Raw genomic sequence first — 25455 nt, forward strand, 5'->3', positions numbered from 1 at the left:
TCGAGTATCTACTTGGCGTCTCTCTACTGGGCGTCGGCGACGACCACGTCGACGAAGGGCAAACCGGTCGCCTCGGACACGACGGTGCGCACCTCATCGGCGACGTCGTGCATGTTGCGAGACGCCTTGTACTGCGCAACGAGGTGTACCTCAAGACCGTCTTCACCGGCGCGTGAAACGCGGCGCAGACCCATTACCCGGGTGCCGGGAAGGAGCACCGCCACCTCGCCGTAACGACCGGCGTGCAGCGAAGCGACGCCGGGCACGGACAGGGCCGCGTCCCGCGCGGCCTCCACAAGCGCACGGTCAAGTACCGGGGAGGTCATCTACTGCTCCAGGCGTTGCTGGCCGGAGACGGAGGCATCGTATCCAGAGTTCTGCGCCAGCGACTCAGTGGTGTCGGTGTCTTGGTGGGGCAGGTTCACATCGTGGACGGTCACATCGACTCGGTCGACGACGAGGCCGGTCATGCGGGTAATTGCGACGGTGACGTTTTCGCGAATCGCGTTGGCCAGTTCGTGGATGGCCACACCGTACTCGGCGATAATCGCCACGGCCACGGAGGCGTGGCCGCTTTCGACCGCCACATTGACGCCCTGCTGAACGTTGGTGGAAGAAGTTAGCGATTCGCGCACCGCTCCCCACATGCGCGCGGCGCCGCCACCCAAGTTATGTACCCCGGAGACTTCGCGGGCGGCGATTCCTGCGATCTTGCCCACAACGGTGTCGTCGATCACGGTCGTGCCGTGGTCGGTGTCGAGGTTCTCGTTGCGCGGGCGAACCTGCTCGCCGGCCGTAGTGGAGGCGGAGGCCCCGGAGGAAGTGTTCTCTGCTGCGACGGTTCCCGGGTTCGGGGTGGAATTGGTGTTCTTGCTGGTGTTGTCAGTCATGTTTGTCCTCCTGGACGTTTGGATGTGCGCAATGAACTTCGGTTGTTGGGCATCCCCCGCGTCTGCGCGCCAGAAGCGATGGCATCGCCGCGACGAAAAAAATGGGGTTCTCTACCGGAGGCTACACCCGTTTGCTGAGGGGCAGGGGGACGTTGCTGAGTTGGTATGAACTTGAGATACAAAGGTGGGCGGCACGAGGCGGCTTGCATTTGTGCTGGAGGCATGTTTAAATAGGCAGGTTGCCTGAGCATGGTGCGCCTTTCAAGGCGTGCGATGGTGGGCAAACATGACACCTTCAACATGAAGGCCCCCGCTCGCGGGGACCGGAGAAGGGCCATGGCAAATCAACAGCGGCAGTACGCAAGGGTCACGCGCCCTTTCGAGTCTGACACCCGAGCGAGATTGTTGTTCGCTTTGGCGGAAGCACTGATGCAGCACGCTTATTTTGCCGTGCGCCTCATCTCCCGGATGTGTCATGGCAGTCAGAAAAGACACTGGCGTTGAGCCAAGGGCCCAGCCCGGACAACGTTATAGAGAAACTAGAAGCTACAACCCCACCGCTTCCTGTTAATGGAATGTGGGGATGCGAGGAAGAGGTAAGCGTGGCGGGACAGAAGATCCGCATCAGGCTCAAGGCCTACGACCACGAGGCAATCGACGCATCCGCGAAGAAGATTGTCGAGACGGTCACCCGCACGGGTGCCCGCGTCGTTGGGCCGGTGCCGTTGCCCACTGAAAAGAACGTGTACGCCGTTATTCGTTCTCCGCATAAGTACAAGGATTCTCGCGAGCACTTCGAGATGCGCACTCACAAGCGCCTCATCGACATCCTCGACCCGACGCCGAAGACGGTTGACGCCCTCATGCGCATCGACCTTCCGGCCAGCGTCGACGTGAACATTCAGTAGTAACTGAGAAACACCGAGAACCCCCAACTCTTAGTGGAGAACAAATAATGTCTGACAACCAGATCAAGGGCATTCTGGGCAAAAAGCTCGGTATGACCCAGATCTTCGACGAGGAAAACCGAGTTATCCCGGTCACCGTCGTCGAAGCTGGGCCTGCTGTGGTCACCCAGATTCGCACCCCGGAAACCGATGGCTACTCTGCCATCCAAATTGCTTACGGCGACATCGCTGCCCGTAAGGTCAACAAGCCAAACACCGGCCACTTCAAGAAGGCCGGCGTTAACCCGCGCCGCTACGTCACCGAGATCCGCATGGATGACACCTCGGCATACGAGGTCGGCCAGGAGATCACCGCGAACATCTTCGACGGTGACACCTACGTCGACGTCGTCGGCACCACCAAGGGCCACGGCTTCGCTGGCGCCATGAAGCGTCACGGCTTCGCTGGCCAGGGCGCCTCCCACGGTAACCAGGCGTCTCACCGCCGCGTCGGCTCCATCGGTGGCTGTGCCACCCCGGGCCGTGTCTTCAAGGGCAAGCGCATGGCGGGTCGGATGGGCGGCAACCGCGTTACCACCCAGAACCTGAAGATCCAACGCATCGACGGCGACAACAACCTGATCCTGGTTAAGGGTGCTATCCCCGGCGCCAAGGGCAGCATTGTTACCGTCAAGACCGCAGTGAAGGGCGGTGCTCACGCATGACGAACCTGACTGTTGACGTTCACACTGCTGACGGTAAGACCAACGGTTCCGTTGACCTGCCGGCAGAGCTGTTCGACCGTGAGGCATCCATTCCGCTGATGCACCAGGTCGTCACCGCGCAGCTTGCGGCTGCCCGTCAGGGCACCCACGCTACTAAAACCCGTGGTGAAGTCCGTGGCGGCGGCCGCAAGCCGTGGCGCCAAAAGGGCACCGGTCGGGCCCGCCAGGGCTCGATCCGCGCGCCGCACTTTACCGGCGGCGGCATCGTCCACGGCCCGCAGCCGCGTTCCTATGCGCAGCGCACCCCCAAGAAGATGATCAAGGCTGCTCTCGCAGGTGCTTTGACCGACCGTGCACGCAACAACCGCGTCCACGTAGTCGAGGATCTCGTCCCGGGCCAGACCCCGTCGACGAAGTCCGCCCGCGCCTTCATTGAGCGCCTGACCGACCGCAAAAGCGTTCTGCTTGTGATCGGCCGTGAGGATCGCAACTCCCGCTTGTCCGCAAGGAACCTGCCGGGCGTGCGCATTCTTGAGCCGGCGCAGCTTAACACTTACGACGTGCTCAACGCCGACGACCTCGTGTTTTCGGTGCAGGCACTCCACACCCTCGCGAATGCCGGCAACACCGGCGCCAGCGTTGTGGAGGAGGATAAGTAATGGCAAAGATTGTCAACCCGCGTGACATCATCATCGCACCGGTTCTCTCCGAAAAGACCTACGCGCTGATGGAGCAGGATACCTACACCTTCCTGGTCAACCCGTCCGCGAACAAAACCCAAATCAAGATCGCCGTGGAGGAGATCTTCGGCGTGGATGTCGCTTCGGTCAACACCGTCAACCGCGAGGGCAAGCGCAAGCGCTCCCGCTCTGGTTACGGCAAGCGCAAGGACACCAAGCGCGCCTACGTCACCCTCCGCGAGGGCAGCGACTCCATCGACATCTTCGGCGGCGCAGCCGTCTAAGTGACTCGATAGAAAAGGACACATTATGGCTATTCGCAAGTACAAGCCGACAACCCCGGGTCGCCGCGCCAGCTCCGTTTCCGAGTTTGAGGAGCTTACCCGCTCCACTCCGGAAAAGTCCCTGCTGCGCCCGCTCCCGAAGAAGGGTGGCCGCAATCAGCACGGCCACATCACCACTCGTCACCGCGGCGGCGGCCACAAGCGCCGCTACCGCGTGATCGATTTCCGCCGCTCCGACAAGGACGGCGTGCTGGCCAAGGTTGCTCACATTGAGTACGACCCGAACCGCACCGCAAACATTGCACTTCTGCACTACTTCGATGGTGAGAAGCGCTACATCATCGCGCCGAAGGGTCTGACCCAGGGCACCATCGTCGAGTCGGGTGCGAACGCGGACATCAAGGTTGGCAACAACCTTCCGCTGCGCAACATCCCGACCGGTACCACCATCCACGCAGTGGAGCTCAAGCCGGGCGCTGGCGCCAAGCTGGCCCGCTCCGCTGGTGCTTCCATCCAGCTTCTCGGTAAGGAAGGTTCCTACGCTGTTTTGCGTATGCCGTCGACCGAGATCCGCCGCGTTGACATCCGCTGCCGCGCCACCGTTGGTGAGGTCGGCAACGCCGACCAGATCAACATCCGCTGGGGAAAGGCCGGTCGTATGCGTTGGAAGGGATGGCGTCCGACGGTTCGTGGTGTTGTCATGAACCCGATTGACCACCCGCACGGTGGTGGCGAGGGCAAGACCTCGGGTGGCCGTCACCCGGTGTCGCCGTGGGGCCAGAAGGAAGGCCGCACCCGCAACCCGAACCGTTACTCCAACAACATGATCGTGCGCCGTCGCCGCTCGAAGAACAAGAAGCGCTAAGAGGAGGTAAACAGACATGCCACGCAGCCTTAAGAAAGGCCCGTTCGTCGATGAGCACCTCCTCAACAAGGTGGATGCTCAAAACGAGGCCGGCACCAAGCAGGTCATCAAGACCTGGTCTCGCCGTTCGACCATTCTTCCCGACTTCATCGGTCACACTTTCGCCGTCCACGACGGCCGCAAGCACGTCCCGGTGTTCGTCGATGAGTCCATGGTCGGCCACAAGCTCGGCGAGTTTGCACCAACCAAGACCTTCAAGGGTCACGTTAAGGAACAGAAGGGACGTCGATAAGCAATGGCTGACACGATCACCACTGCATCCGCGACGGCCAAGTTCGTCCGCACTTCCCCGATGAAGGCCCGCCGCGTGTTGGCTCTCGTCCGCGGCAAGTCCGTGTCCGAGGCCCTCGCAATCCTGAAGTACGCACCGCAGTCCGCCGCAACGCCGATTGCAAAGGTTGTTGCTTCCGCAGCCGCCAACGCCGAGAACAACTTCGGCCTGGATCCGCGCACCCTGGTCATCTCCGAGGCTTACGCCAACGAAGGCCCGACCATGCGCCGCTTCCAGCCGCGCGCTCAGGGCCGCGCTTTCCAAATTAGGAAGCGCACTTCCCACATCACTGTCGTTGTCGAGTCCAAGGAAGGGGCTAAGTAATGGGCCAGAAAATTCACCCACACGGCCTGCGCCTGGGCATCACCGCAGACTGGAAGTCCCACTGGTACGCCGACAAGAACTACGCTGACTACGTCAAAGAAGACATCAAGATCCGTGAGTTTTTGTCCAAGGGCCTCGAGCGCGCCGGCATTGCCGACGTCGTCATCGAGCGCACCCGCGACCGCGTCCGCGTGGACATCCACACGGCTCGCCCCGGCATCGTCATCGGTCGCCGTGGCTCCGAGGCAGAGCGCATCCGCCGTGAGCTGGAAAAGCTCACCGGCAAGATGGTTGCCCTGAACATCCTCGAGGTCAAAAACGTCGATGCGAACGCCGCTTTGGTGGCGCAGTCCATCGCTGAGCAGCTTGTCAACCGTGTCGCGTTTCGTCGCGCGATGCGCAAGGCTATCCAATCCGCCATGCGTAACCCGCAGGTCAAGGGTATTAAGGTCATGACCTCCGGCCGTTTGGGCGGCGCCGAGATGTCTCGCGTCGAGCGCTACCACGAGGGTCGAGTGCCGTTGCACACGCTCCGTGCGGAGATCGACTATGGCATTGCGGAAGCACACACGACCTTCGGCGTCATCGGCGTCAAGGTTTGGATCTACAAGGGTGACGTCGTCGGTGGCGTGCGCGAGTCTGAGCTTAACGCTCCGTCTGGTGAGCGCCGCGGCCGTGGCGATCGCCGCCCCCGTCGCGGTGGCCAGCGCCGCCAGCGCGCAGAGCAGAAGCAGGAGGGCTAAAACATGCTTATTCCTAAGCGCGTGAAGTACCGCCGCCAGCACCGCCCGAAGCGCAGCGGCATGTCGAAGGGTGGCAACACCATCAACTTCGGCGACTACGCTATCCAGGCTCTCGAGCCGGGATACATCACCAACCGTCAGATCGAGTCCGCACGTATTGCGATCAACCGCCACGTCAAGCGCGGCGGCAAGGTCTGGATCAATATCTTCCCGGACCGCCCGCTGACCCAAAAGCCGCTCGGCGTGCGTATGGGTTCCGGCAAGGGCCCGGTGGAGAAGTGGGTCGCTAACGTCAAGCCGGGACGAATCCTTTTCGAGATGTCCTACCCGAACCAGGAGATCGCTATGGAGGCTCTGCGCCGTGCTGGTGCGAAGCTGCCGGTGAAGGTTCGCATCATTAAGAAGGAGGACCAGTTCTAATGGCTATCGGTACCCCCGCATCTGAGTTCCGCGAGCTCGACGACAACGAGCTGCGCGCACGCCTGGCCGAGGCGAAGGAGGAGCTGTTTAACCTGCGCTTCCAGCTCGCTACCGGTCAGTTGACCAACAACCGCCGCATCTCCACTGTCAAGCGCGACATCGCACGCATCTACACCGTGCTGCGCGAGCGCGAGCTCGGCTTGTCTGTCGTTCCGGGAGCTGAGGCATAACCATGACTGAGGCAAACGTGAACGAAGCAACGAACGAGAAGAAGGTGCAGAAGCGCCGCCGCGGATACGTCGTATCTGACAAGATGGACAAGACCATTGTGGTTGAGGTTGAGGACCGTAAGTCCCACAGCCTGTACGGCAAGATCGTGCGCACCACCAAGCGTGTCAAGGCGCACGACGAGGACAACTCCGCCGGTGTCGGCGACCTTGTCCGCATCGAGGAGACTCGCCCGCTGTCGAAGGACAAGCACTTCCGTCTCATCGAGATCATTGAGAAGGCCCGCTAAAGCAGCCCTTTTCACTAGGTGAAGCCCCGCCTGCGTGCGGGGCTTTTCCCTTGCTCGCATCCAGCGCCAAATTGTCGCCAAGTTTTCACTCAGGCGTCATTGTCTGGTAAACCACGCTTCATAAGATTCCGCCTGGCTAGTGTGCCGAAAGGACTTTTTCACGTCATCCGAGATTGGGGAATCTTACCGTGACACTCAAGGGCTTCAACTTGTTCGCTTCCAGCCGTTCATCGTTAACCTGCACGTACAAGTGTGGTAACGCTTGCTTCGGGGAATGTACCAATACTTCAAACAACGCCTATTTCGGTGATGTGATGGGGCGTCGCCGTGTGCTCAAGGGCTTCGGCCTCGGCGTGGTCACCATCGGTGGCGGCGCCGCTTTGGCGGCGTGCGGGGCAGATGGGGAGCAAAACCCGTCGGGGTCAGCCACCGCTGCCGCTCCGTCTAACGCAGGGACCGGAGCCGACATCGAACCGCGTAAGGGAATGCAGTTCAGCAGCGTCGAAGCAAATACGGAAGATAAGGTTATTGTGCCGAAAGGCTACGCGACCTCTGTTCTGATCGCCTGGGGGGATCCGATTTATGAGGACGCCCCCGAGTTTGATGCTGAGAACCAGACGGCTGCGGATGCTGCGCGCCAATTCGGTTTCAATAACGACTTCGCTGGTCTCCTACAGCACCCGGACGACTCGAACCGTCTCATCTACGTCTGCTCTCACGAATACACGACCGAGCCGCACATGTTCCCGAATTACGATAAGGAAAACCCGACCGAGGAACAGATCAACATTGGTATTGCAAACCACGGTCTTTCCATCGTTGAGGTGTCCAAGGTGGGAGAAACTGGAGAGCTCAAGCGTGAGTTCGGTCCGCTGAACCGCCGCATCACCGGGAACACCATGTTTGAGGTCACGGGTCCGGCAGCGGGTTCGGATCTGCTTAAGACAAGCACTGATCCGGAGGGCAAAAGCGTAGAGGGCACGTTTAACAATTGCTCTGGTGGCATCACTCCGTGGGGAACGGTGCTTTCGGGGGAGGAGAACTTCGAGCAGTACTTTGCCAACCGGGAGGCGCTTGACAACGAGCGCGCCGCCGAAGACGCGAAACGTCTCGGTGCTGTGGAGGGGGCCTCTGAACGCAAGTGGGAAACGGTGCACGACCGTTTCGACCTGGCCAAAGAACCCAACGAGTTGAACCGTTTTGGTTGGCTTGTGGAGGTCAATCCGCTCGAACCGAACTCCACCCCGGTCAAGCACACCGCACTGGGCCGCTTCAAGCACGAAGCTGGCAATATCTACGTGACGGAGGACGGAACCGTGGTCTGCTACTCGGGCGACGACGCACGCTTCGAGTACATTTACAAGTTCGTCTCCTCCAAGAAAATCAAGGAGGGTGACATCCAGCACAACATGACCATCCTGGACGAGGGCACGCTCTACGTCGCCTCCTTCGAAGGTAACTCTCCCGCTGAGGAGATCCTTGGCGACGGCGCTTTGCCGCAGGACGGCAAGTTCGACGGCACCGGCAAGTGGCACAAGTTGCTCACCGCCACCGCTGACGGTGCCGAATCCCACGTGGAGGGCTTTAGCGCTGAGGAGGTCGCAGTGTTTACCCGTTTGGCCGCCGACGAAGTCGGCGCAACCAAGATGGATCGCCCGGAGGACTTCGAGGCCAACCCAATTTCCGGCAAGCTCTACTTGGCGCTAACTAACAATTCCTACCGCGGTGCGACCGGCGAAAACGCCGCAAAGAGCAAGGAGGGCGTCATGGAGTACGCCCCAATCGCGGAGAACAAAAACGGTCTTGTCATGGAGATCGACGATGACCACGCGGGCGAGGATTTCACCTGGAACCTGCTGTTGGTTTGCGGCGATCCTGAGGCTGCCAGTTCCTACTTCGGGGGCTTCGACAAGTCCAAGGTTTCGCCGATTTCCTGCCCGGACAACATTGCCTTCGACACTTATGGCAACTTGTGGATTTCCACGGATGGCAATGCGCTTAAAAGCAATGACGGCCTGTACGCCGTTGGCCTCGAAGGGGACAACCGCGGCCAGGTGAAGTGCTTCCTTACCGTGCCGGTCGGCGCCGAAACCTGCGGACCGATCGTCGACGATCAGCGTGTGTTGGTCAACGTGCAGCACCCGGGCGAGCTCGACGACGCCACCTTTGAAAACCCTGGGTCGCACTGGCCTGAGGGTGGCTCCGCCGTGCCGCGCCCGGCTGTTGCCATGGTGTGGCGTGAAAACGGCCAGAAGATCGGCGTCGAAGCCTAACGTGGTTAGTTAAGTAGGGATCATGAGGCTCCGCGGCGGGCCGCCTGGTCGAAGAACTCGCGCTCGTAGAAGCACGCGTTCATAAACGCCCGGGCGGCCAGTTCGCGTTGTTTCTCGGTGGCGTCGGCAAGCGCGGCCTCCGTCGCCGCGATGGCTTTGGCCGCGCTTTCAATGAAGTCTTCGCCGCCGTACATGTTGAGCCACTCGGCGAAAGGGTGGTTGGGGTGGTTGGCGTCGGCAAGAGTTAAGCCGACCTCCGCGTAAAGCCAAAAACAGGGCAACACGGACGCGGCGGCGACAACGTAATCGGACAAAGCTGTTTCCGACTTGAGGAAGCTGACGTAGCCCAGGGTGACGGGGGAAGGCTCGACAGTGGTGTCCATACCGCGCGCTGCAAACCAGGTGCGGTGCAGCTCCGCTTCACCAGCGGTGGCTTCGACAGAGGACTGCGACCACCAAATCTGCGTTTCGGTGTCCGGTGCCTTGGCGGCAACCGCTGCCAAGGCACGGGCGTATTCGCCGAGGTAATAGGCGTCCTGGGCGAGGTAGAACTCGAAGTCCTGCGGGGAGAGGGTGCCGTGGCGAAGCGCCGCAATAAACGGCAGGGCAAGCGTGTCCGGCCACACCTTCGCGGCGGCGCGGTCCCACAACGCCTGCGTGTGCGGCCCAGCCGCGGCAATCCGCGGGGCAATGAGCTCCGTGGTGGGCAAGGGCGGGTTGACCTCCCACGGCGTGGTGTCTGCGGAAGCCGCCAAGCGCCTGATCCTGTGGAAGTGGTCGACCGGACCGTGGCCCTGCCCGACGTTTAAAGCGTCCGCGTTGGCGATGGCCTCATGTAGCCAGGCAGATGCCCATTCGGTGGCGTGGGCTGGGGTGGCGTCGATAAGCAGGCGGGTTGCGAGGGCTGCAGACAAAGAGCAACCGGTGCCGTGCGTGTTGGGGGTGTCCACGCGGGCAACATGCACGCGGTGCACTTCGCCGGACGGTGTGACCAGGGCGTTAGAGGCGTCATCTCCGCTAAGGTGGCCGCCCTTGACTAAAACAAAGACGCCTGTGTTGCGGGCATAGCTGGCACCTTGTGCGATGGCTTCATCAAAAGTGCTCGCAGCTGGGGTGCCGGTGAGGACGGACAGCTCCGGGATATTCGGGGTGACCACGGTAGCGTGGTCGCGGATGAACTGCCGCAGGGCGTCCTCGGCGTCTTCGCTGAGCAGGCGGTCGCCGGAGGTAGCCACCATGACGGGGTCAACGACAACGGTGCCCACAGGGTGGGAAGCTAAGTAATCGGACACGGTGGCGGTTGTGGTGGCGTCGCCAAGCATGCCCACCTTGACTGCGTCGACGCTTACGTCATCGAACACGCTGTCAAGCTGCGCGCGCAGAAACTCCTGCGGCGGGGTGTGAACCTGGCGAACTCCGCGTGTGTTCTGGGCGACGAGCGCGGTGACCACGGACATCCCGTAGCCGCCAGCCGCGGCGATGGATTTCAGGTCGGCCTGCACGCCGGCCCCGCCGGTCGGGTCGGTTCCGGCGATGGTGAGAACTCGAGGTTGCTGCTTTGTCATACCACACTATCTACACGCTTTCGGCGGCCACCGGGGGATCTTCCACGGCCCCGCCCGCAGTTTAGGGCCCAGCGGTAGTGACCGCGGCCAAAAAACTCGCGTAGTCCCGCCTGATACTGGACAGCGGTTCGACGACGTGTTGGGCGGAGGTAGCCTCCACCTCCCGGCGCAGCGCGGCGCGGGTGCGTCTTTTGATCCCGGAGCCGATCACGCCACCGAAAACACCGGCGACCATGCCGAGCACGATGCCGAAAATGACTCCTGCCAAAATCAACAGGGTGGGGATGGGCCACCCTTCGATCTGGGGGATAAGCTCAGTGCCATAGCCCAACGTACCCATCAGCGGCAGCAACGCCCCCGGCAACAACGCGGCGACGAGATACCACATCACACCGAAAAAAGCTGTGCATAAAGCGATCCACTGCAGCACAGTTGCCAGAGCCCAGGCTTTCGATGGTTCGGCGGGCAGGCGAGTGCGCGCAGCAGCGCGGTCCAACTCGGCGGGCAAAGTTGTGGTGATAGCTTCGGCGCGCTCCGTGATCGCCGAAGCCCAGGCCTGCGGCAGCCCCTCAGAAGCACGTGCAGCAAAACCGCGCACCCCTTTGTTAGCCACGGCCTTCGACGCGGCGTCAAGTGTCGGCATTGAGGAGCGATGCACCCCCAACTCATCTGCTTCGTCCCGCAATCCCATGCGCCTGAGCGGGTCGGGGCGCAGCCGCGAGATCCAGGAGGTAAGCAGCCAGCCGGTGCGCTGATGCAAGCGTTTGCGGTAGGCAGCAGCGGTCGCCTGGCTTAGCCGGTCCGCACCCGCGGCTTTTGTGAGCACGTCGTCCATGTCGCGCTTGGCACGCTTGTCGACGTCCCCCGGTACCTTCACTTTGCGCCCATCTGCCTCCACCCACGGTCGTGTCACCGCCTGAATGTCGGCCTCGATGCGCGCGGTCTGTGCGGTGTGGGCCTGCGCGACGCGGGCAATCGCCCCGCGCAGATCCGCCACCCCCAGCCCGGTGGTGGCGGATGTGGCAATGACCTGGACGTTGCGCAAGCCATCTGCGCGCAGCAGGCCCGCGAAAGAGTTGGACACCACAGGGCGATCAGCTTCGGCGAGCTTATCCGCCTTGTTCAAAACAGCGAGTGTGACCGCTGAATGGTTGGCGTGTGGGCGGATGAAATGGTCATGGATGACGCTATCGGCGTACTTCTCCGGGTCCGTGACCCACACGAGCACGTCGACTTGGGCAGCGAGCCTGGAGGCGATTTCACGGTTCGACAGCTCAACGGAGTCAAAATCCGGAAGGTCCAGCAGGATCACCGGACCGGCGCCGGGCGCGAACTCGCCAACGCGGTTGCGGCGGTCCTCCACATCAAGCCAGTCCAGCAGTTCCTCGGCACCGGCCGGTTCCCACACCGCAGCTAACGGCGAGGAGGTCGTGGGCCGACGTGCCGCCGCTGTTCCCAAATCTTCACCAACGACGGCGTTGAACAGTGAAGTTTTGCCGGATCCGGTGGCGCCGAAAAACCCAATGACCGTGTGTTCAGCCGACAATGCGCGGCGCTCGGCGCCCGCCGTGGCCACGGCTTCAAGCCGCTGGAGATCGGCGGGTGCGAGGTAGTTTGCGGCCACAGCAGCGGCCTCAGCAAGAGCCTGAAGGCGCTCACCTAGTGAAGTCTTCTTCTTAAACAGCGCCATCGTCAGGTCCTTTTGTTGCCCCGCCAACCAAGGCCCGCTTCGCGCTCTCGCGCAGATCAGCGGCGCTGATGCCAGCATTGAGCTCGTCGAAAATTGGGTCGAAGCGGTCACGCTCCGCGGCGTAGAGCGCGTTGAGGCGAGCGTCTAGATCTTCACGGGCGCGGGCCGCCATGCGGCGCACCGTGTCCTCACCGAAGATAGTTTCCAGCAGTTTTTGTCCCACGACCGCAGAGCCTCCCGCGATGGCAACCTCGCCACCGGTAAGCCCAGCAGTAGAGGCAAAGACGACCAACATGAGGGCCACGGTGGCGACGTTGAGGCCGAGGGACATGATGCGGGCACGCTGCCGTTTTTGGCCCGCGGTTTCCTGAATGTGATTGAGTAAGTCTTCCTGCCAAGCCCGCACCAAAGCGGAGGCTTTCTCAGAAATGTCGGCACTGGCGCGAGACAGCGAAGGAGCAGCCGCAGCCCGCACGTCGGGGGCCACGGCGCCAAGGTGGGACCAGGAGCGGGTCGCGGCAGTATCGGCCGCGTCGACAATGACTGCGTGCAGGCCGGTTTCCAATTGGGTTTCGACCTCTCGCACGGGGGTGGGCCGCCCGCTTAGCGCCGATCCGAGGCGGTCAACGGTGCGGGAAAACCACTTCTCCACACCGCGGAAAAGATCCGAGGTTCCCACAAAGTCCTGCCAGCGGTCCAAAACCTCGGTGCGCAACAGTTTGCCGTCGGACGTCGCATCGCCCACGTGCGCGACCGCAGCCGCGTAGTGCTCGTCGATAGCCGCCGCGAGTTGCTTCGCGAAAGCTTCACGGTCCTCGCGAATCTGCGCGAGTTTTAGCACACGCCCCGCCACAGCCTCCAACGCACCGGCGACGGTTTTGCCAGCAACTTGCCGACGGGCAGCGGTGTCTTTCGCCAACTTGTGCAGGTACTCACGTAAGGGGTCGATCGCCTCCTGAGGCAGGTTAGCCTCCAGACCGGGAATGAAGGGCACGCGAAAGAGGCCAGCACCGCCTAATCCGGCCTGCGCCATCATGCGCTGCAAGTCGTCCGGGACGGTCTCTGCGGCGTCCGCGTCGAGACGGTTGAGCACCACCGCGACCTCAATGTCGCGCCCGGCGGCGTCGTGCAGGAAGTTCCACACCAAATTGTCGGCGTAGCGCGCCGGGGTGGTGACGAACAACCACAGGTCCGCGGCGGCCAACAGTTGGGAGGATAAAGCGCGGTTGCGGTCGTCGATGGAGTCGAAATCGGGGGCGTCGAGAAGCGCCAAACCCTCGGGCACCGCAGCGGTAGACACCACACGCAAAGTTGTGGACTGCTCATCGCCCGCGCCGTGGGAGCGCGCCAATCCCGGCAACACCTGTGAGGATCCGAACCAGTCCGCATCGGCCGGGTTGACCACCAAAATGGGCTGGCGGGTAGTCGGGCGGATCACACCCGGGTTTGTTACCTGCTCGCCGAGAACGGCGTTGACCAGCGTGGACTTCCCGGATCCGGTTGATCCGCCGACCACGGCAAGCAGGGGAGCGTCAATGTTGGTCAGGCGCGGCAAGATGTAGTCGTCGAGCTGGTCGGCGACAGCCGTGGCTTCCTCGGCCCCCGCCCCCTCCAACCGCAGCTCGCGGAGGGCGTCGCGCAGCCGGGCGACGGCACTGGTGTCAGGATGCGTCATCTCTCATATTGTTCCAGACCAGCGCGTCCACCGCGGATGAAAACCCCGGCGGAAAGGTCAGGGCCGCGCCGTGCCGCAAAACCAGAAGGCAACCCAGGTGACGTTGACAGGCGCCGGTTATCACGCTGACGTCGCAAAGCATGGCCCACAGCGACCTAATGTGACCGCGACAACTCTCCGGCGTAGAGGTTGAACCGATCGCCGCGCGCGAAGCCCACCAATGCCATCCCGGCTTCGCGGGCGAGCTCGACCGCCAGGGAGGACGCAGCAGAAACCGCCACCAAGGCCGGAAACCCGGCCATGGCTGCTTTTTGCACAAGCTCAAAGGAAGCCCGGGAGGACATGACGAGGATCGTGTCCTTCGCGGGCAGCGCACCGTTGAGCAGCAGATGACCGATGACTTTGTCCGCCGCATTGTGCCGGCCGATGTCCTCGCGCACCACGATGGGGTTGCCCTCTAAGTCGAAAGCGCCGGCGGCGTGGATGCCGCCGGTTTTGTTAAATTGCTTCTGGTGCTCACGCAGCTTTTCTGGCAGGAGCATCACCAAACCCGGATCCAGCGCGAGGGGTGAGATCGGCGCGTGGGTGCGGTGCAGTAACTCGCTAATCGATTGCGTCCCGCACACCCCGCAGGCGCTGGAAGTCGGTGTCAGCCTGATGGCCTCAAGCGGAATCTGGCGCGCAGCACCCGCAAGGTCAATATCGAGCAGGTTGTAAGTGTTTTCCCCTTCGGGGCCGACCGCCCCCGCGCAATAACGCGCGGTGGAAACGTCGCCCGGCGAGGTGATCAATCCCTCGGCGTAGAGCCAGCCGTGGGCAAGCTCAATATCGTGGCCTGGGGTGCGCATGGTTGAGGTAAGCGTTGTGCCACCGACCCGGATCTCGAGAGGTTCTTCCACACTGACTGTGTCGGCGCGGGTGTCCTGATAGAAGCCGTCGGCGGTTGAGCTGACGCGGGTGACTGCGAATTTACGGTTGAGCCTTCCCATTATGAGCGAACCCTTCGCAGATTAGGCGCGCGAGCCGTTATCGCCAGCGGCCGCGGCGCGGGCAGCGAGGAGCTCATCGACCTTGTCAATGAGTTCCTCGACTCGGGCCATGACCTCAGCGTTAGTCTCGGCACCTCCACCTGCTGCGCGGCCAGCAGCCAACCCGACGAGGAAAGCGGTAGTTGGTGCTGCGGGTCGCGCCGGGCCGTTGTGGGCCACCCGCGCAGTCATGTCAAGGACAGGGCCCACAGCCTGCCGGGTAATCTCCGGGGAGACACCGAAAGCCTCAGATAAGCAATGAAGCCAGGCATGGGTGGAGTTAAGGCGCTCGGAAGGCGAATCCGATTCAGGCACGATGGTGCTCCTTCGCTGTGTTAAACGACTGCGTGACAACGATAGTCACGGGGGTGGCTACAGGTGGGCGTCGTAGTCAAGGTCGAAGTCAATAGTGCCCTTAATGATCTGCGGGTCTGTGCGGGTAGTGATACTGAGCCGGTTGAACGTATTGATGGCGAAGATACTGACCAAAATGTTGTGGGTGCCGGCGATGCCGAACAGCTCTACGGCCCGGTCCCACAATTCGTCAGAAATCGATTCGTAGCCGTCGATGTGGGTAATTTCATCGGTCAAACGCAGCACAATGGTTTCTTTCTCGTCGTAGGACTCCGTGTAGTTAGTCCAATCCTCGGCGCGAAGAATACGATCTTCGCTCCACCCGTCGCGCCGCGCATCGCGGCGGTGCGTTGTGATGCAGGCACGGCAGTCGTTAATGACGGAGGCGCGCAAGGACACTAAGTGGCGGTAACGCTCCGGAGTATTCTTCGATGAGTACTTCACCATCGGAAGCAAAGAGCGCAAACCCTCGCCGGTTAATTGGGGACGCATTTCAGCCATACCGCCAGACTACGTGATGTGACACCCTCTTTACAGGCGGAAGGAAACCCAACCGCTTCCACGCCTGAAAGAGCAGGAACAAATTTGGGTTTAAAGCCCCAAGTGTGGTTCAATACCACAGTTGCCTCAAGCTGGTCGGGGTGGATACGTGTTTCCGAGTATGCGCCCCGAGACCCTTCGACGCCCGTCAACTGTGCCAACGGTAGCGGGTGTTCGTCGATAAGCGAAAGTGCAAACGTAATTGACCACGTGCGTGCAGGACGGAAATCTCGCGCACAGACAACCAGGTCAGGAGACCATAGTGATTCAGAAAGAATCGCGTCTGAAGGTCGCCGACAACACCGGTGCACGCGAAATCCTGTGCATCCGCGTGCTCGGCGGCTCCGTTCGACGCTTCGCCGGCATTGGCGACACAATCGTCGCCACCGTGAAAGAAGCCGCCCCCGGCGGCAACGTCAAGGAGGGCGAAGTTGTGCGCGCCGTCGTTGTGCGCGCCAAAAAGGAAACCCGTCGCCCAGACGGCTCCTACATCTCATTCGACGAAAACGCTGCCGTTTTGATCAAAAACGACACCGAACCGCGCGGAACTCGCATCTTTGGCCCCGTCGCGCGTGAACTGCGCGACAAGCGCTTCATGAAGATTGTTTCACTCGCACCGGAGGTGATCTAAGTATGAAGATCAAAAAGGGCGATATGGTCCAGGTGATCTCCGGCAAGGACAAAGGTGCCCAAGGCAAGGTCATTGAGGCCTACCCGCAGCGCAACAAGGTCCTTGTCGAGGGCGTCAACCGCATCAAGAAGCACGTCGCTAACTCCTACAACGAACGCGGCGCCGAGTCCGGCGGAATCGTCACCCAGGAGGCCCCCATCCACGTATCCAACGTGATGGTTCTCGACTCCGATGGACGCCCGACCCGCGTGGGCTACCGCTTCGATGAGAACGGCAAAAAAGTCCGCGTTGCCAAGTCGAACGGGAAGGACATCTAAGCATGGCTGAGAACTACACCCCGCGTCTGAAAGCCCGCTACAAAGACGACATCCGCACCAAGCTCAACGAACAGTTTGGCTACGACAACGTCATGCAGATCCCGGGTCTGACCAAAATCGTCGTCAACATGGGTGTCGGCGACGCCGCCCGCGACTCCAAAGTCATCAACGGCGCTCTCGAGGACCTCACCGCGATCACCGGCCAGAAGCCGCAGCTACGTCGCGCCAAGAAGTCCATCGCAAACTTCAAGCTCCGCGAAGGCATGCCCATCGGCGCGAAGGTCACCCTCCGCGGCGACCGCATGTGGGAGTTCCTAGACCGTCTGCTCAACGTCGCCCTGCCGCGTATTCGTGACTTCCGCGGCCTGAGCGACAAACAGTTCGACGGTGCCGGAAACTACACCTTCGGCCTCAACGAGCAAACCATGTTCTACGAAATCGACATTGACAAAATCGATCGTGTCCGTGGCATGGACATCACGCTCGTCACCACCGCATCGAACGACGACGAGGGCCGCGCACTGCTGACGCACCTCGGCTTCCCGTTCGTCGACCAAGACGGCAAGATGAAGCAGGCCTAAACAGCTTCGCTTCACTACACCACCCCCGCCCACCGGAGTTTTTCGGGTTTGGCGGGGGTTTTGTTGTGCGGGTGCTTTTGCAAGCGCTCATCAGCACTGGCAGCACACCCGAGACGGTCAACAGCAGCCGAGACGGGACCTTCGCCATCTTGCCTGTCGCACATCTGAAACTGAAAGCGGCGCTAGCAAAGTAGCCCAGGAAATCACCGAATTGGATCTCCGAAGGGCAGTCTGTACCCGCAAACAGTATGCGCGGTGATGAACACTAGCCGGAGTTGGCCCGGGTCCATTAGCCGTGAGCCAGCCGGGCCACTGCTTGACGATCCGGCAGCAGTAGTCGTTGACTCGGTGTGACACTTAGAGACACACAGAAGTTATGCAGGGTCGTGCAGGGTCGTGAGTCGGTATTTGGCGGGCCCCGCGAAACGCGAAACAACAGTCTTTTCAAAAGTGGCTAGGTAGGCACCGGCACTGGCACCGGCACTGGCACCGGCACTGGCGCTGGCACTAGCACCGCTGAATCTCCTTTAAAAACGCAACGTGGCCTGCGCTGTCGCTGCCCGATGAGGATATGACAGCCTATCTTGCTTGGCCCGTATTGGGAGGGTGTTTTAATATCACTGCGTACTTGTCAACGTCTGCGGTCAAAAAGTCTGCCACACTGGAGTCTGCGGCGCAGCACCATCCGCTACGGCCGTCGACGGCGGCACGGACAAAGAGCACGAAAGGCTAAATATGTCATTCTTTTCCCGCGGCGCGATTATCGCGCCGGAAAAATTCAACCGCTGGTTGATCCCACCAGCAGCGTTGGCAATCCACCTCTCGATTGGTCAGGTGTATGCGTTTTCGGTGTTTAAACGCCCGATGATGGAACACTTCGCCGTTGGAGAAGTTGCTGTGGGTTGGATTTTCTCCCTGGCGATCGGCATGCTCGGTATCTCCTCCGCGCTTTTCGGAACGTGGGTTGAGCGTGTCGGCCCGCGCGTTTCCATGGCTGTAGCGGGGGCGTTGTGGGTTGTCGGCTTTATGGTGGCCACCCTTGGTATTTCTTCTGGTCAGCTATGGCTGGTGTATTTAGGCTACGGCTTCATCGGCGGTATCGGCCTTGGTATTGGCTACATTTCGCCGGTGTCAACGCTGATGAAGTGGTTCCCTGATCGTCCCGGATTGGCCACAGGTTTGGCGATCATGGGCTTTGGTGGTGGCGCGTTGATTGCCTCGCCAGTGTCGAACCGCATGATGGAGTTCTTCGGCGGTGGCACGGAAATTGCGGACCGTGCGGCTGGTCTGCAGCCCACTTTCCTCGCGCTTGGTGTTCTCTACCTGGTGGTCATTGCTCTGGGTTCCTACGCAATTCGTCTGCCGCACCCGGACTGGGTTCCGGAAGGTTTTGATCCGGCTGCCGTGAAGAAGTCCCCGTTGAAGACTTCGGGTAATGTCTCGGCCGCTAACGCCATCAAGACTCCGCAGTTTTGGTGCCTGTGGGTTGTGCTGTTTTGTAATATCACCGCTGGCATCGGCATCTTGGAAAACGCAGCGCCGATGATCCAGGACTTCTTCCCCGCGATCACCGCTGCCGCCGCGGCAGGTTTCGTTGGCTTGCTGTCGCTGACCAACATGGGTGGGCGCTTTGTCTGGTCTTCGCTTTCCGACGTGATCGGGCGCAAGAACATTTACATGGTCTATCTCGGTGTTGGTCTGCTTTTGTACTTGGTTCTCGCCACTGCCGGCGCGAGCAGCCTGGTTATTTTCGTGGTGTCCTCGTTGATCATCTTGTCTTTCTACGGCGGTGGTTTCGCTACTGTTCCTGCGTACTTGCGCGACTTGTTCGGTGTCTACCAGGTCGGTGCCATCCACGGCCGTTTGCTCACGGCGTGGTCGGCGGCGGGTGTTGCAGGTCCGTTGATTGTCAACATGGTCGTCGAGTCTCAAGCCAACCGCGGCAACGAAGGGCCGGAGCTCTACAAGCTGTCGCTGTTTATTATGTGTGGTTTGCTGGCGGTCGGTTTGATCGCCAACTTCCTTGTGCGCCCCGTCGCTGAGCGTTGGATGGAGGACCCTGAGGTGGTGAAGGCGAAAAGCGATGCGGACCGCCAGGCGGTTCTTGATGCTGAAAGCGAGGCGAGCGCTCAGGGCCGCGCGACGGGCAGCTCGGGCGGCGTCCACACGACTATTTCCATGGCGTTGGCCCTCTTCATTGGCGCCTCTTTGCTGTACGGTTTGTGGGAGACGATCATCAAGGCATCCGGGATGTTCTTGGGTTAGGCCATGTGCAACCGCAACGCTCGACTGGTGGGTGAACTATCCACAGGCAAAAGCGTTGGCGGTGAGTTATCCACCGAACGCTGGCGAAGCGTTGGATTCTTTTGCGCGCGTACCTTATATCTACTTCCAAAGCCACAGCGCGACGGGTGCTAGAAGCGACCCGTCGCGTGTTTTACCAGTCAATTCGGGGGTGTAGGAAGTCAATGAAGGATATCGACAAGGTTAAAGAGAAGGTTCGCAAACTCCTCAACCAGGCGGCAGATCGGGAGGGGACGCCGGAGGGGCAGGTTTTCTACGACCGTGCTTTTGAGATCATGGCCATGTACGGCTTTGAAGAAAGGGACGTGTCGGCTGCGGAGGAATCTGACGCGATGGCCCGCAAAACATTCACTTTCTCGGGGGCTTATACGGAAATGCAGGCGGCGCTGTTGTTTGCGGTGGCCACCGCGCTGCACTGCGTCGGGTTCCAGCAGAAGGTTCGCAGGTCAACCAAGGTCTTTGCGGTGACGCTGTTCGGCAGGCACAGGCATCTTCAGCGCGTGGAGATGCTGTATGTCTTGCTCAATCCAGTGATGATCGCCGGCGCTACAAACCTCACCTCTTGCGGCCCGTTTGATGCTTCTACCGTGGTCAAACGGCGTTCCTTCATGCAGGGTTTTGCACGTTCGGTGGGGCAGCGGCTGGCTGCGGCGGAAGATGGGGTTGCCGGCAGCGATGAGCGTTACGCGGTCGCGCTTATCGACGACCTGCGGCGCGCCGAACAGGCCCAGGAGAACTACGCCCGCGACCTCGGGCTGCATCTGACGACATCGCGGGCGCGGCGGACCTACGACGGCGGGGCGTACGGCAGCGGCCGCGACGCAGGAGACAGAACCGACCTCGGCCAGGAGAGGGTGCAATCCCGCCCTGCTCTTCCCTGGTAGGAGCCGGGACGGGGAGGCGCGGGGGAGGCGCGGGGGTAGCGCACACACCAAAATATAACGTTTTGCCCAACAAACTTTAAAGCCCCGCTAGTGTGAGCTATGTCAATATTGGCTGTCAATGAAGTGGGGATCACATGGGTATTCGGCGAGGGGGTATGTACCGCGAAACGGCGGCCGCGACGGCGGCCCTGGTTGTTTCGACGGTTGTCTCGGTAGCGGGAGCGGCGCAGGCGGCGGAGGGCAGCTCGCTCAAGGGCTCCTCGGTCGGGTCGTCGGTGGTGACGAGCGGCGTTGTCCAGCGTGGGCAGGTCGACCAGTTCTATGACACCTCGGGCGTGGCGCCCAGCGAGGTGGGGCAGATCCTGCGGCAGAAGACCGTCCCTTACTCGGGGATGTTCGGAAAGGCGGACCTGGCGCTGCCCAACACCGCCGAAAAGATCATGTACACCACGCAAGACGCTGACGGTCGGCTCGTTCCCGTGACCGGCTACGTCGTGGAGCCCACCGTGCCGTGGCGCGGTGACGGGCCCCGGCCGACCCTGGTGGTCGTGCGTGGAACCGTCGGACAGGGCGACCAGTGCGCCCCGTCCCGCAACTGGCCCCTCGATGGACAGCCCGACCCCGTCTATTCTGGGCGGTTCGTCAACCTTGAGGGCATGTACGACATGATGTTCGCCAACCAGGGCGTGCGCGTTGTCGTGACCGACCTCATCGGCATGGGCACGCCGGGCGTCCACACCTACATGAATCGCGTCGATCAGGCCCACGCCATGCTCGACGCCGCCCGTGCTGCGCGCACGCTCGTCGAGGGCCGCGGGGAGACCTTCGGGGCGGTTGGCCTCTATGGCCACTCCCAGGGAGGCGGCGCCACCACGGCGGCTGCCGAGCTGCAGCCGAGCTACGCCCCCGACCTCAACCTGGTCGGCGGATACGCCTCGGCGCCGCCGGCCGACCTGACCGCGGTGATGTCCAACATCGACGGGTCCGACCTGGCCGGCGCAATCGGCTTCGCCGTCAACGGGCTAGCCGAGCGGTACCCAGTAATCGGCGAGATCGTCGAGGCCAACGTCAACGACGACGGTCGTAGCGCCCTCCGAGCGCTGTCCGAGATGTGCACCGACGAGATTATGGACGAGTATGCCTACACCTCGACGCGTGAGTGGATCGCAGGGGGCCGCTCGCTCGCCGAGCTGGTTAAGGAGTACCCGGAGGCGCAGCGAGCGGTAGAGGACCAGCTGATCGGGAGGCGGGCCCCCGAGGTGCCGATGATGATCGTCTCCGGCCGCTTCGACCGCAATGTGGCCTACGGCCAGGCCAAGGACCTCGCGCGGAACTGGTGCACCCAGGGCGCCGCGGTGTACTACCGCGACGACATCCTCCCCGAGATCGGCACAATCGGGGAGGCCAACCACGTGGCCCAGTCCGTCAGTGGGGGAGCGTTCGGCATGCCCTTCCTCCTCGACCGCTTCCACGGCCGCGCCCTCGACGAGGGTCTGACCTGCACGAACTGGAACGGTAACGAGGGCTCCTCAGGGGTCGATCTGAGCGCCGCGCTCTCCAGCATGCCCCTGTCCAGCGGCCTTGTCGTACCGGGCTCCACCGAGGGGCCGAGCTCCGGCACGGAAGGCTCGGGAATCTCCTCGCCGGTGGGCATCATCGCCGCGCTCGTCGCTCTGGTGCTGGCCGCCGTGGGCGGCGCCGTGGCAGCCTTCGCGCCCCTGCTGGGTGGCGCGGTGCTAACGCTGCCGTTCTAGCCCGGGTGCGTCGCCCTCGCTTAGGGACGCCCGCCGCCGTCCTGGGGAAAGGCGGCGGCGGGACGTCGAGAAGCGAATTGCTTTTTCGGCGTGCGGCGAGGTAACGTGAGCCGTCGGACTTGCGCGCCGGCACTTTCGTGCGCGCATCCGAAGTACATTTGAACATCCAACTTTGTTGCAGGCCCCCCGCCGACATGCGGTCCGGGTGCAAGGGTGGCGGCGAGCGCCTCGCGTTACTAAGCGCGGGGAGCGTTGAGTAGCCCCCGACAGAACACACGGAAAACGTGGCGCTTTTAAAGGCGTCGTGGTGGGTTGCAGGGAACCGCAACGAGAAAGGTAAACGGTCGCCTTATGACCATGACTGATCCGATTGCAGACATGCTGTCTCGCGTGCGCAACGCAAACAATGCGCAGCACGACACCGTGTCTATGCCTTCCTCGAAGATCAAGGCGAACATCGCTGAGATTCTCAAGCAGGAAGGCTACATCAACGACTACAAGGTTGAGGATGCGAAGGTGGGCAAGGAACTCACCCTCGACCTCAAGTACGGACCGACGCGCGAAGCATCCATTGCTGGACTGCGCCGCGTGTCCAAGCCGGGTTTGCGCGTGTACGCGAAGTCCAACGACCTGCCGCAGGTCCTCGGCGGCCTGGGTGTGGCGATCATCTCCACCTCCCAAGGCCTCCTGACCGATCGTCAGGCCCAGGAGAAGGGCGTAGGTGGGGAAGTCCTCGCCTACGTCTGGTAAAGGGAGGTTGTAAAGACTATGTCGCGTGTAGGTTTCGCACCCATTGCCGTCCCGAACGGCGTAGAGATCAAAATTGACGGCCAAAAGGTTGAGGTCAAGGGCCCGAAGGGCACTAAGTCCGTCGACCTGCCGGAGCCGATTACCGCTTCCGTGGAGGACAACCAAATTGTGGTGTCCCGCCCGGACGATCACCGCACCAACCGTGCTCTCCACGGCCTGTCGCGCTCGCTGATCAACAACAACGTCATCGGTGTTACCGAGGGCTACAAGATCAACATGGAGATCTTCGGTGTTGGTTACCGTGTCCAGCTCAAGGGTAAGAACCTCGAGTTCTCCCTGGGCTTTTCGCACCCTGTTGTGATTGAGGCGCCGGAAGGCATCGCGTTCGCCGTTGACGGCAACACCAAGTTCTCCATCGAGGGTATTGACAAGCAGCAGGTTGGCCAGATCGCGGCTAACATCCGCCGACTGCGTAAGGATGACCCGTACAAGGGTAAGGGTATCCGCTACGCAGGCGAGCAGGTTCGCCGCAAGGTCGGAAAGACGGGTAAGTAAAACATGAGCAATACCGCAGAGAACACCAAGCGCACTCCGGTGGGCCGCGATATTTCTTCGCGCCGCCGCGAGGCTCGCGTTCGTCGTCACAGCCGTATCCGCAAGACTTTGCGTGGCACCCCGGAGATGCCGCGTCTTGTCGTGCACCGTTCCTCCCGCCACATGCACGTCCAGATCATCGACGACCTGGCCGGGCACACCCTTGCTTCCGCATCCTCGATGGAAGCGGACGTGCGCTCCCTTGAGGGCGACAAGAAGGACAAGGCGGCAAAGGTAGGTCAGCTCGTTGCAGAGCGCGCCAAGGCAGCGGGTATTGAAAGCGTTGTTTTTGACCGCGCCGGCTACAAGTACCACGGTCGAATCGCAGCTCTCGCTGACGCAGCTCGTGAAGGTGGTTTGAAATTCTAATGATCACCGCAATCAACACCATCAACGGAAGGAACGCGTAATGGCCGAACGTGAACGGCGTGACGGCGGGCGCTCCGCCGACAAGCAGAACAACCGCAACGAGCGCGGTGGCCGTGGCCGCCGCGACGACCGTCGCAACCAAAACGACGAGCGCGATAAGTACATCGAGCGCGTCATCACCATCAACCGTGTTGCCAAGACCGTCAAAGGCGGCCGCAACATGTCCTTTACCGCACTCGTCGTCGTTGGCGATGGTGAGGGCATGGTCGGCGTCGGCTACGGCAAGGCAAAGGAAGTTCCCGCAGCTATTCAGAAAGGTGCCGAGGAAGCTCGCAAGAACTTCTTCCGCGTCCCGATGATCGGCGGTACTATCCCGCACCCGGTGCAGGCTGAGCAGGCCGCGGGCATCGTCATGCTCCGCCCGGCAGCTCCCGGTACTGGTGTCATCGCCGGCGGCGCGGTTCGCCCGGTGCTTGAGTGCGCGGGTATCCAGGACATCCTGGCGAAGTCCCTCGGCTCCGACAACGCCCTCAACGTGGTTCAGGCCACGGTTGCTGGTTTGAAGGAACTGGTTCGCCCGGAGGAAGTTGCGGCTAAGCGCGGCAAGTCCATTGAGGATGTCGCACCGGCTCGCATGCTGCGCGCACGCGCAGGACAGGAGGCCTAAGCATCATGGCATTGAAGATTACGTTGCACCATGGCCGGGTCGGTGAGAAGCCGACCACCCGCCAGAACCTTGACGCGCTGGGTCTGCGCAAGATCGGTCAGTCCGTCATTAAGAAGGACAACCCGGCGACCCGCGGCCAGATTTTGAAGGTGCGTCACCTCGTCACCGTCGAAGAAGTTGCAGGGGAGTAGAAAACATGGCTGACATCATCAAGCTCCATGATCTGCGCCCAGCAAAGGGCGCGCACAAGTCCAAGACCCGCGTTGGCCGCGGTGAGGCATCCAAGGGCAAGACCGCAGGCCGCGGCACCAAGGGCACTGGCGCTCGGAAGCAGGTTTCCGCTGCTTTCGAGGGTGGCCAGATGCCGTTGCACATGCGTTTGCCGAAACTTAAGGGTTTCAAGAACCCGAACCGCGTCGTCTACCAGGTTGTGAATGTTTCCGACCTTGCGAAGGCGTTCCCGGACGGTGGAGCTGTCTCCGCCGCCGATATCGCGGCTGCTGGTTTGGTTCGTAAGAACCAGCCGGTGAAGGTTCTGGGCAACGGCGAGATCGACGTTAAGGTCGATGTCACCGCTGCGAAGTTCTCGAAGTCAGCAGTTGAAAAGATTGAGGCTGCTGGCGGATCCGTCACTGAGGCTTAAAGCTTCACGGAGCCCCAAGCGCCGCCTATCTCCTTCGAGGTAGGCGGCGTTTTTGCGTGTTCACAGGTGCCCGGAAGCTAACCCGGAGCTGCCCCAGTTCAATTATGGGAGAGCAACTGCTAGGCTGTTAAGGTCAAACTTGTCCGGAGTGGGTCTGCCTGAAGGTGGGC

The 25455-nt window shown here is 61.6% G+C and carries 32 protein-coding genes; 24 read left to right on the forward strand and 8 right to left on the reverse strand.

The window, feature by feature from the left end:
• Positions 1-23 precede the first annotated feature (23 nt).
• Together VLL26_RS10420 and VLL26_RS10425 are read right to left on the reverse strand one after the other, a co-directional pair.
• Positions 24-326, reverse strand: a complete 303-nt coding sequence (locus VLL26_RS10420; protein WP_342319001.1) for a hypothetical protein — start codon at positions 324-326, stop codon at positions 24-26.
• A complete protein-coding gene (locus tag VLL26_RS10425) occupies positions 327-890 on the reverse strand; it encodes an Asp23/Gls24 family envelope stress response protein (RefSeq protein ID WP_342319002.1) in 564 nt (187 codons plus the stop codon). It lies immediately after the preceding gene.
• A 602-nt stretch (positions 891-1492) separates the two neighbouring features.
• Here VLL26_RS10425 and rpsJ point away from each other — a divergent pair.
• The 12 genes from rpsJ to VLL26_RS10485 all read left to right on the forward strand — a co-directional run bounded on the left by rpsJ (position 1493) and on the right by VLL26_RS10485 (position 8939).
• Positions 1493-1798 carry a 30S ribosomal protein S10 gene (rpsJ, locus tag VLL26_RS10430; protein WP_003848085.1) on the forward strand — a complete coding sequence of 102 codons (306 nt, stop codon included), beginning with the start codon at positions 1493-1495 and terminating at the stop codon, positions 1796-1798.
• A gap of 47 nt (positions 1799-1845) precedes the next feature.
• Positions 1846-2502, forward strand: coding sequence for a 50S ribosomal protein L3 (rplC, locus tag VLL26_RS10435; protein ID WP_342319003.1), 657 nt, complete (start codon positions 1846-1848; stop codon positions 2500-2502).
• On the forward strand, positions 2499-3161 hold the full coding sequence (gene rplD / locus VLL26_RS10440) for a 50S ribosomal protein L4 (RefSeq protein WP_342319004.1): 663 nt from the start codon (positions 2499-2501) through the stop codon (positions 3159-3161). The genes rplC and rplD overlap by 4 nt, the downstream gene beginning before the upstream one ends.
• On the forward strand, positions 3161-3466 hold the full coding sequence (rplW, locus tag VLL26_RS10445) for a 50S ribosomal protein L23 (RefSeq protein WP_342319005.1): 306 nt from the start codon (positions 3161-3163) through the stop codon (positions 3464-3466). The genes rplD and rplW overlap by 1 nt, the downstream gene beginning before the upstream one ends.
• Before the next feature lie 25 nt (positions 3467-3491).
• Positions 3492-4331: a 50S ribosomal protein L2 gene (gene rplB, locus VLL26_RS10450; protein WP_342319006.1), complete on the forward strand. Its 840-nt coding sequence runs from the start codon at positions 3492-3494 to the stop codon at positions 4329-4331.
• A 16-nt stretch (positions 4332-4347) separates the two neighbouring features.
• Positions 4348-4623, forward strand: a complete 276-nt coding sequence (gene rpsS, locus VLL26_RS10455) for a 30S ribosomal protein S19 (protein WP_018017481.1) — start codon at positions 4348-4350, stop codon at positions 4621-4623.
• A gap of 3 nt (positions 4624-4626) precedes the next feature.
• Entirely contained in the window at positions 4627-4986 is a 360-nt protein-coding gene (gene rplV / locus VLL26_RS10460; RefSeq protein ID WP_342319007.1) for a 50S ribosomal protein L22, read from the forward strand.
• Positions 4986-5729, forward strand: a complete 744-nt coding sequence (gene rpsC, locus VLL26_RS10465; RefSeq protein WP_342319008.1) for a 30S ribosomal protein S3 — start codon at positions 4986-4988, stop codon at positions 5727-5729. Before rplV ends, rpsC begins: the two co-directional genes overlap by 1 nt.
• 3 nt (positions 5730-5732) lie before the next feature.
• A complete protein-coding gene (gene rplP, locus VLL26_RS10470) occupies positions 5733-6149 on the forward strand; it encodes a 50S ribosomal protein L16 (protein ID WP_342319009.1) in 417 nt (138 codons plus the stop codon).
• Entirely contained in the window at positions 6149-6379 is a 231-nt protein-coding gene (gene rpmC / locus VLL26_RS10475) for a 50S ribosomal protein L29 (protein WP_342319010.1), read from the forward strand. Before rplP ends, rpmC begins: the two co-directional genes overlap by 1 nt.
• A 2-nt stretch (positions 6380-6381) precedes the next feature.
• The gene (gene rpsQ / locus VLL26_RS10480) at positions 6382-6666 is read left to right on the forward strand and encodes a 30S ribosomal protein S17 (protein WP_342319011.1); all 285 of its coding nucleotides are present in this window, start codon (positions 6382-6384) and stop codon (positions 6664-6666) included.
• A gap of 188 nt (positions 6667-6854) precedes the next feature.
• Complete coding sequence (locus VLL26_RS10485; protein WP_342319012.1) at positions 6855-8939, forward strand: PhoX family protein; 2085 nt, start codon at positions 6855-6857, stop codon at positions 8937-8939.
• Positions 8940-8959: 20 nt separating this feature from the next.
• Here VLL26_RS10485 and VLL26_RS10490 read toward each other — a convergent pair whose 3' ends face one another.
• From VLL26_RS10490 to VLL26_RS10515, 6 genes are all read right to left on the reverse strand, one after another.
• Positions 8960-10504, reverse strand: a complete 1545-nt coding sequence (locus VLL26_RS10490; RefSeq protein WP_342319013.1) for a bifunctional hydroxymethylpyrimidine kinase/phosphomethylpyrimidine kinase — start codon at positions 10502-10504, stop codon at positions 8960-8962.
• A 61-nt stretch (positions 10505-10565) separates the two neighbouring features.
• On the reverse strand, positions 10566-12194 hold the full coding sequence (locus VLL26_RS10495) for a GTPase (protein ID WP_342319014.1): 1629 nt from the start codon (positions 12192-12194) through the stop codon (positions 10566-10568).
• Positions 12181-13869 (reverse strand): ABC transporter, encoded by a 1689-nt coding sequence (locus VLL26_RS10500; protein ID WP_342319015.1) that lies wholly within the window; start codon positions 13867-13869, stop codon positions 12181-12183. The genes VLL26_RS10495 and VLL26_RS10500 overlap by 14 nt, the downstream gene beginning before the upstream one ends.
• A gap of 155 nt (positions 13870-14024) precedes the next feature.
• Complete coding sequence (gene fdhD / locus VLL26_RS10505) at positions 14025-14858, reverse strand: formate dehydrogenase accessory sulfurtransferase FdhD (RefSeq protein ID WP_342319016.1); 834 nt, start codon at positions 14856-14858, stop codon at positions 14025-14027.
• Positions 14859-14879: 21 nt separating this feature from the next.
• Complete coding sequence (locus VLL26_RS10510) at positions 14880-15212, reverse strand: DUF6457 domain-containing protein (RefSeq protein ID WP_342319017.1); 333 nt, start codon at positions 15210-15212, stop codon at positions 14880-14882.
• A 57-nt stretch (positions 15213-15269) separates the two neighbouring features.
• Positions 15270-15752, reverse strand: coding sequence for a carboxymuconolactone decarboxylase family protein (locus VLL26_RS10515; protein ID WP_342319018.1), 483 nt, complete (start codon positions 15750-15752; stop codon positions 15270-15272).
• Positions 15753-16053: 301 nt separating this feature from the next.
• Between VLL26_RS10515 and rplN the strand changes: the two genes are divergently transcribed.
• The 12 genes from rplN (at position 16054) to rplO (ending at position 25285) form a co-directional block, all read left to right on the forward strand.
• Positions 16054-16422, forward strand: coding sequence for a 50S ribosomal protein L14 (rplN, locus tag VLL26_RS10520; RefSeq protein ID WP_342319019.1), 369 nt, complete (start codon positions 16054-16056; stop codon positions 16420-16422).
• A 2-nt stretch (positions 16423-16424) separates the two neighbouring features.
• Entirely contained in the window at positions 16425-16739 is a 315-nt protein-coding gene (gene rplX / locus VLL26_RS10525) for a 50S ribosomal protein L24 (RefSeq protein ID WP_342319020.1), read from the forward strand.
• Positions 16740-16741: 2 nt separating this feature from the next.
• On the forward strand, positions 16742-17320 hold the full coding sequence (gene rplE, locus VLL26_RS10530; RefSeq protein WP_342319021.1) for a 50S ribosomal protein L5: 579 nt from the start codon (positions 16742-16744) through the stop codon (positions 17318-17320).
• Positions 17321-18055: 735 nt separating this feature from the next.
• Complete coding sequence (locus VLL26_RS10535) at positions 18056-19585, forward strand: L-lactate MFS transporter (RefSeq protein WP_342319022.1); 1530 nt, start codon at positions 18056-18058, stop codon at positions 19583-19585.
• Positions 19586-19788: 203 nt separating this feature from the next.
• Entirely contained in the window at positions 19789-20508 is a 720-nt protein-coding gene (locus VLL26_RS10540) for a DUF2786 domain-containing protein (protein ID WP_342319023.1), read from the forward strand.
• A gap of 155 nt (positions 20509-20663) precedes the next feature.
• Entirely contained in the window at positions 20664-22262 is a 1599-nt protein-coding gene (locus tag VLL26_RS10545; protein ID WP_342319024.1) for a lipase family protein, read from the forward strand.
• A gap of 351 nt (positions 22263-22613) precedes the next feature.
• Entirely contained in the window at positions 22614-23012 is a 399-nt protein-coding gene (rpsH, locus tag VLL26_RS10550) for a 30S ribosomal protein S8 (RefSeq protein WP_342319025.1), read from the forward strand.
• An 18-nt stretch (positions 23013-23030) separates the two neighbouring features.
• Positions 23031-23567 (forward strand): 50S ribosomal protein L6, encoded by a 537-nt coding sequence (gene rplF / locus VLL26_RS10555; protein ID WP_342319026.1) that lies wholly within the window; start codon positions 23031-23033, stop codon positions 23565-23567.
• A 3-nt stretch (positions 23568-23570) separates the two neighbouring features.
• Positions 23571-23975, forward strand: coding sequence for a 50S ribosomal protein L18 (rplR, locus tag VLL26_RS10560; protein ID WP_342319027.1), 405 nt, complete (start codon positions 23571-23573; stop codon positions 23973-23975).
• Between the two features lie 40 nt (positions 23976-24015).
• Positions 24016-24642 carry a 30S ribosomal protein S5 gene (gene rpsE, locus VLL26_RS10565; protein WP_342319028.1) on the forward strand — a complete coding sequence of 209 codons (627 nt, stop codon included), beginning with the start codon at positions 24016-24018 and terminating at the stop codon, positions 24640-24642.
• Positions 24643-24647: 5 nt separating this feature from the next.
• On the forward strand, positions 24648-24833 hold the full coding sequence (gene rpmD / locus VLL26_RS10570) for a 50S ribosomal protein L30 (protein ID WP_342319029.1): 186 nt from the start codon (positions 24648-24650) through the stop codon (positions 24831-24833).
• 5 nt (positions 24834-24838) lie between these two features.
• Positions 24839-25285 (forward strand): 50S ribosomal protein L15, encoded by a 447-nt coding sequence (rplO, locus tag VLL26_RS10575; protein ID WP_342319030.1) that lies wholly within the window; start codon positions 24839-24841, stop codon positions 25283-25285.
• Positions 25286-25455 lie beyond the last annotated feature (170 nt).

This window comes from Corynebacterium sp. BD556 (assembly GCF_038452275.1).
In the GTDB taxonomy this organism is placed as follows: Bacteria; Actinomycetota; Actinomycetes; order Mycobacteriales; family Mycobacteriaceae; genus Corynebacterium; species Corynebacterium mayonis.

Bases quoted from the DNA above. Each gene is read 5' to 3' on its own strand.
- VLL26_RS10420 (WP_342319001.1), bottom strand. From the start codon at position 326: ATGACCTCCCCGGTACTTGACCGTGCGCTTGTGGAGGCCGCGCGGGAC.
- rplC (WP_342319003.1), top strand. From the start codon at position 1,846: ATGTCTGACAACCAGATCAAGGGCATTCTGGGCAAAAAGCTCGGTATG.
- rplO (WP_342319030.1), top strand. From the start codon at position 24,839: ATGGCTGACATCATCAAGCTCCATGATCTGCGCCCAGCAAAGGGCGCG.
- VLL26_RS10425 (WP_342319002.1), bottom strand. From the start codon at position 890: ATGACTGACAACACCAGCAAGAACACCAATTCCACCCCGAACCCGGGA.
- rplE (WP_342319021.1), top strand. From the start codon at position 16,742: ATGGCTGAGAACTACACCCCGCGTCTGAAAGCCCGCTACAAAGACGAC.
- rpsS (WP_018017481.1), top strand. From the start codon at position 4,348: ATGCCACGCAGCCTTAAGAAAGGCCCGTTCGTCGATGAGCACCTCCTC.
- VLL26_RS10515 (WP_342319018.1), bottom strand. From the start codon at position 15,752: ATGGCTGAAATGCGTCCCCAATTAACCGGCGAGGGTTTGCGCTCTTTG.
- rpmC (WP_342319010.1), top strand. From the start codon at position 6,149: ATGGCTATCGGTACCCCCGCATCTGAGTTCCGCGAGCTCGACGACAAC.
- rplP (WP_342319009.1), top strand. From the start codon at position 5,733: ATGCTTATTCCTAAGCGCGTGAAGTACCGCCGCCAGCACCGCCCGAAG.
- rplF (WP_342319026.1), top strand. From the start codon at position 23,031: ATGTCGCGTGTAGGTTTCGCACCCATTGCCGTCCCGAACGGCGTAGAG.
- rplD (WP_342319004.1), top strand. From the start codon at position 2,499: ATGACGAACCTGACTGTTGACGTTCACACTGCTGACGGTAAGACCAAC.
- fdhD (WP_342319016.1), bottom strand. From the start codon at position 14,858: ATGGGAAGGCTCAACCGTAAATTCGCAGTCACCCGCGTCAGCTCAACC.
- VLL26_RS10495 (WP_342319014.1), bottom strand. From the start codon at position 12,194: ATGGCGCTGTTTAAGAAGAAGACTTCACTAGGTGAGCGCCTTCAGGCT.
- rplR (WP_342319027.1), top strand. From the start codon at position 23,571: ATGAGCAATACCGCAGAGAACACCAAGCGCACTCCGGTGGGCCGCGAT.
- rpsH (WP_342319025.1), top strand. From the start codon at position 22,614: ATGACCATGACTGATCCGATTGCAGACATGCTGTCTCGCGTGCGCAAC.
- rplB (WP_342319006.1), top strand. From the start codon at position 3,492: ATGGCTATTCGCAAGTACAAGCCGACAACCCCGGGTCGCCGCGCCAGC.
- VLL26_RS10545 (WP_342319024.1), top strand. From the start codon at position 20,664: ATGTACCGCGAAACGGCGGCCGCGACGGCGGCCCTGGTTGTTTCGACG.
- rpsQ (WP_342319011.1), top strand. From the start codon at position 6,382: ATGACTGAGGCAAACGTGAACGAAGCAACGAACGAGAAGAAGGTGCAG.
- rplV (WP_342319007.1), top strand. From the start codon at position 4,627: ATGGCTGACACGATCACCACTGCATCCGCGACGGCCAAGTTCGTCCGC.
- rplW (WP_342319005.1), top strand. From the start codon at position 3,161: ATGGCAAAGATTGTCAACCCGCGTGACATCATCATCGCACCGGTTCTC.
- rpmD (WP_342319029.1), top strand. From the start codon at position 24,648: ATGGCATTGAAGATTACGTTGCACCATGGCCGGGTCGGTGAGAAGCCG.
- VLL26_RS10500 (WP_342319015.1), bottom strand. From the start codon at position 13,869: ATGACGCATCCTGACACCAGTGCCGTCGCCCGGCTGCGCGACGCCCTC.
- rpsE (WP_342319028.1), top strand. From the start codon at position 24,016: ATGGCCGAACGTGAACGGCGTGACGGCGGGCGCTCCGCCGACAAGCAG.
- VLL26_RS10490 (WP_342319013.1), bottom strand. From the start codon at position 10,504: ATGACAAAGCAGCAACCTCGAGTTCTCACCATCGCCGGAACCGACCCG.
- VLL26_RS10535 (WP_342319022.1), top strand. From the start codon at position 18,056: ATGTCATTCTTTTCCCGCGGCGCGATTATCGCGCCGGAAAAATTCAAC.
- rplX (WP_342319020.1), top strand. From the start codon at position 16,425: ATGAAGATCAAAAAGGGCGATATGGTCCAGGTGATCTCCGGCAAGGAC.
- VLL26_RS10540 (WP_342319023.1), top strand. From the start codon at position 19,789: ATGAAGGATATCGACAAGGTTAAAGAGAAGGTTCGCAAACTCCTCAAC.
- rpsC (WP_342319008.1), top strand. From the start codon at position 4,986: ATGGGCCAGAAAATTCACCCACACGGCCTGCGCCTGGGCATCACCGCA.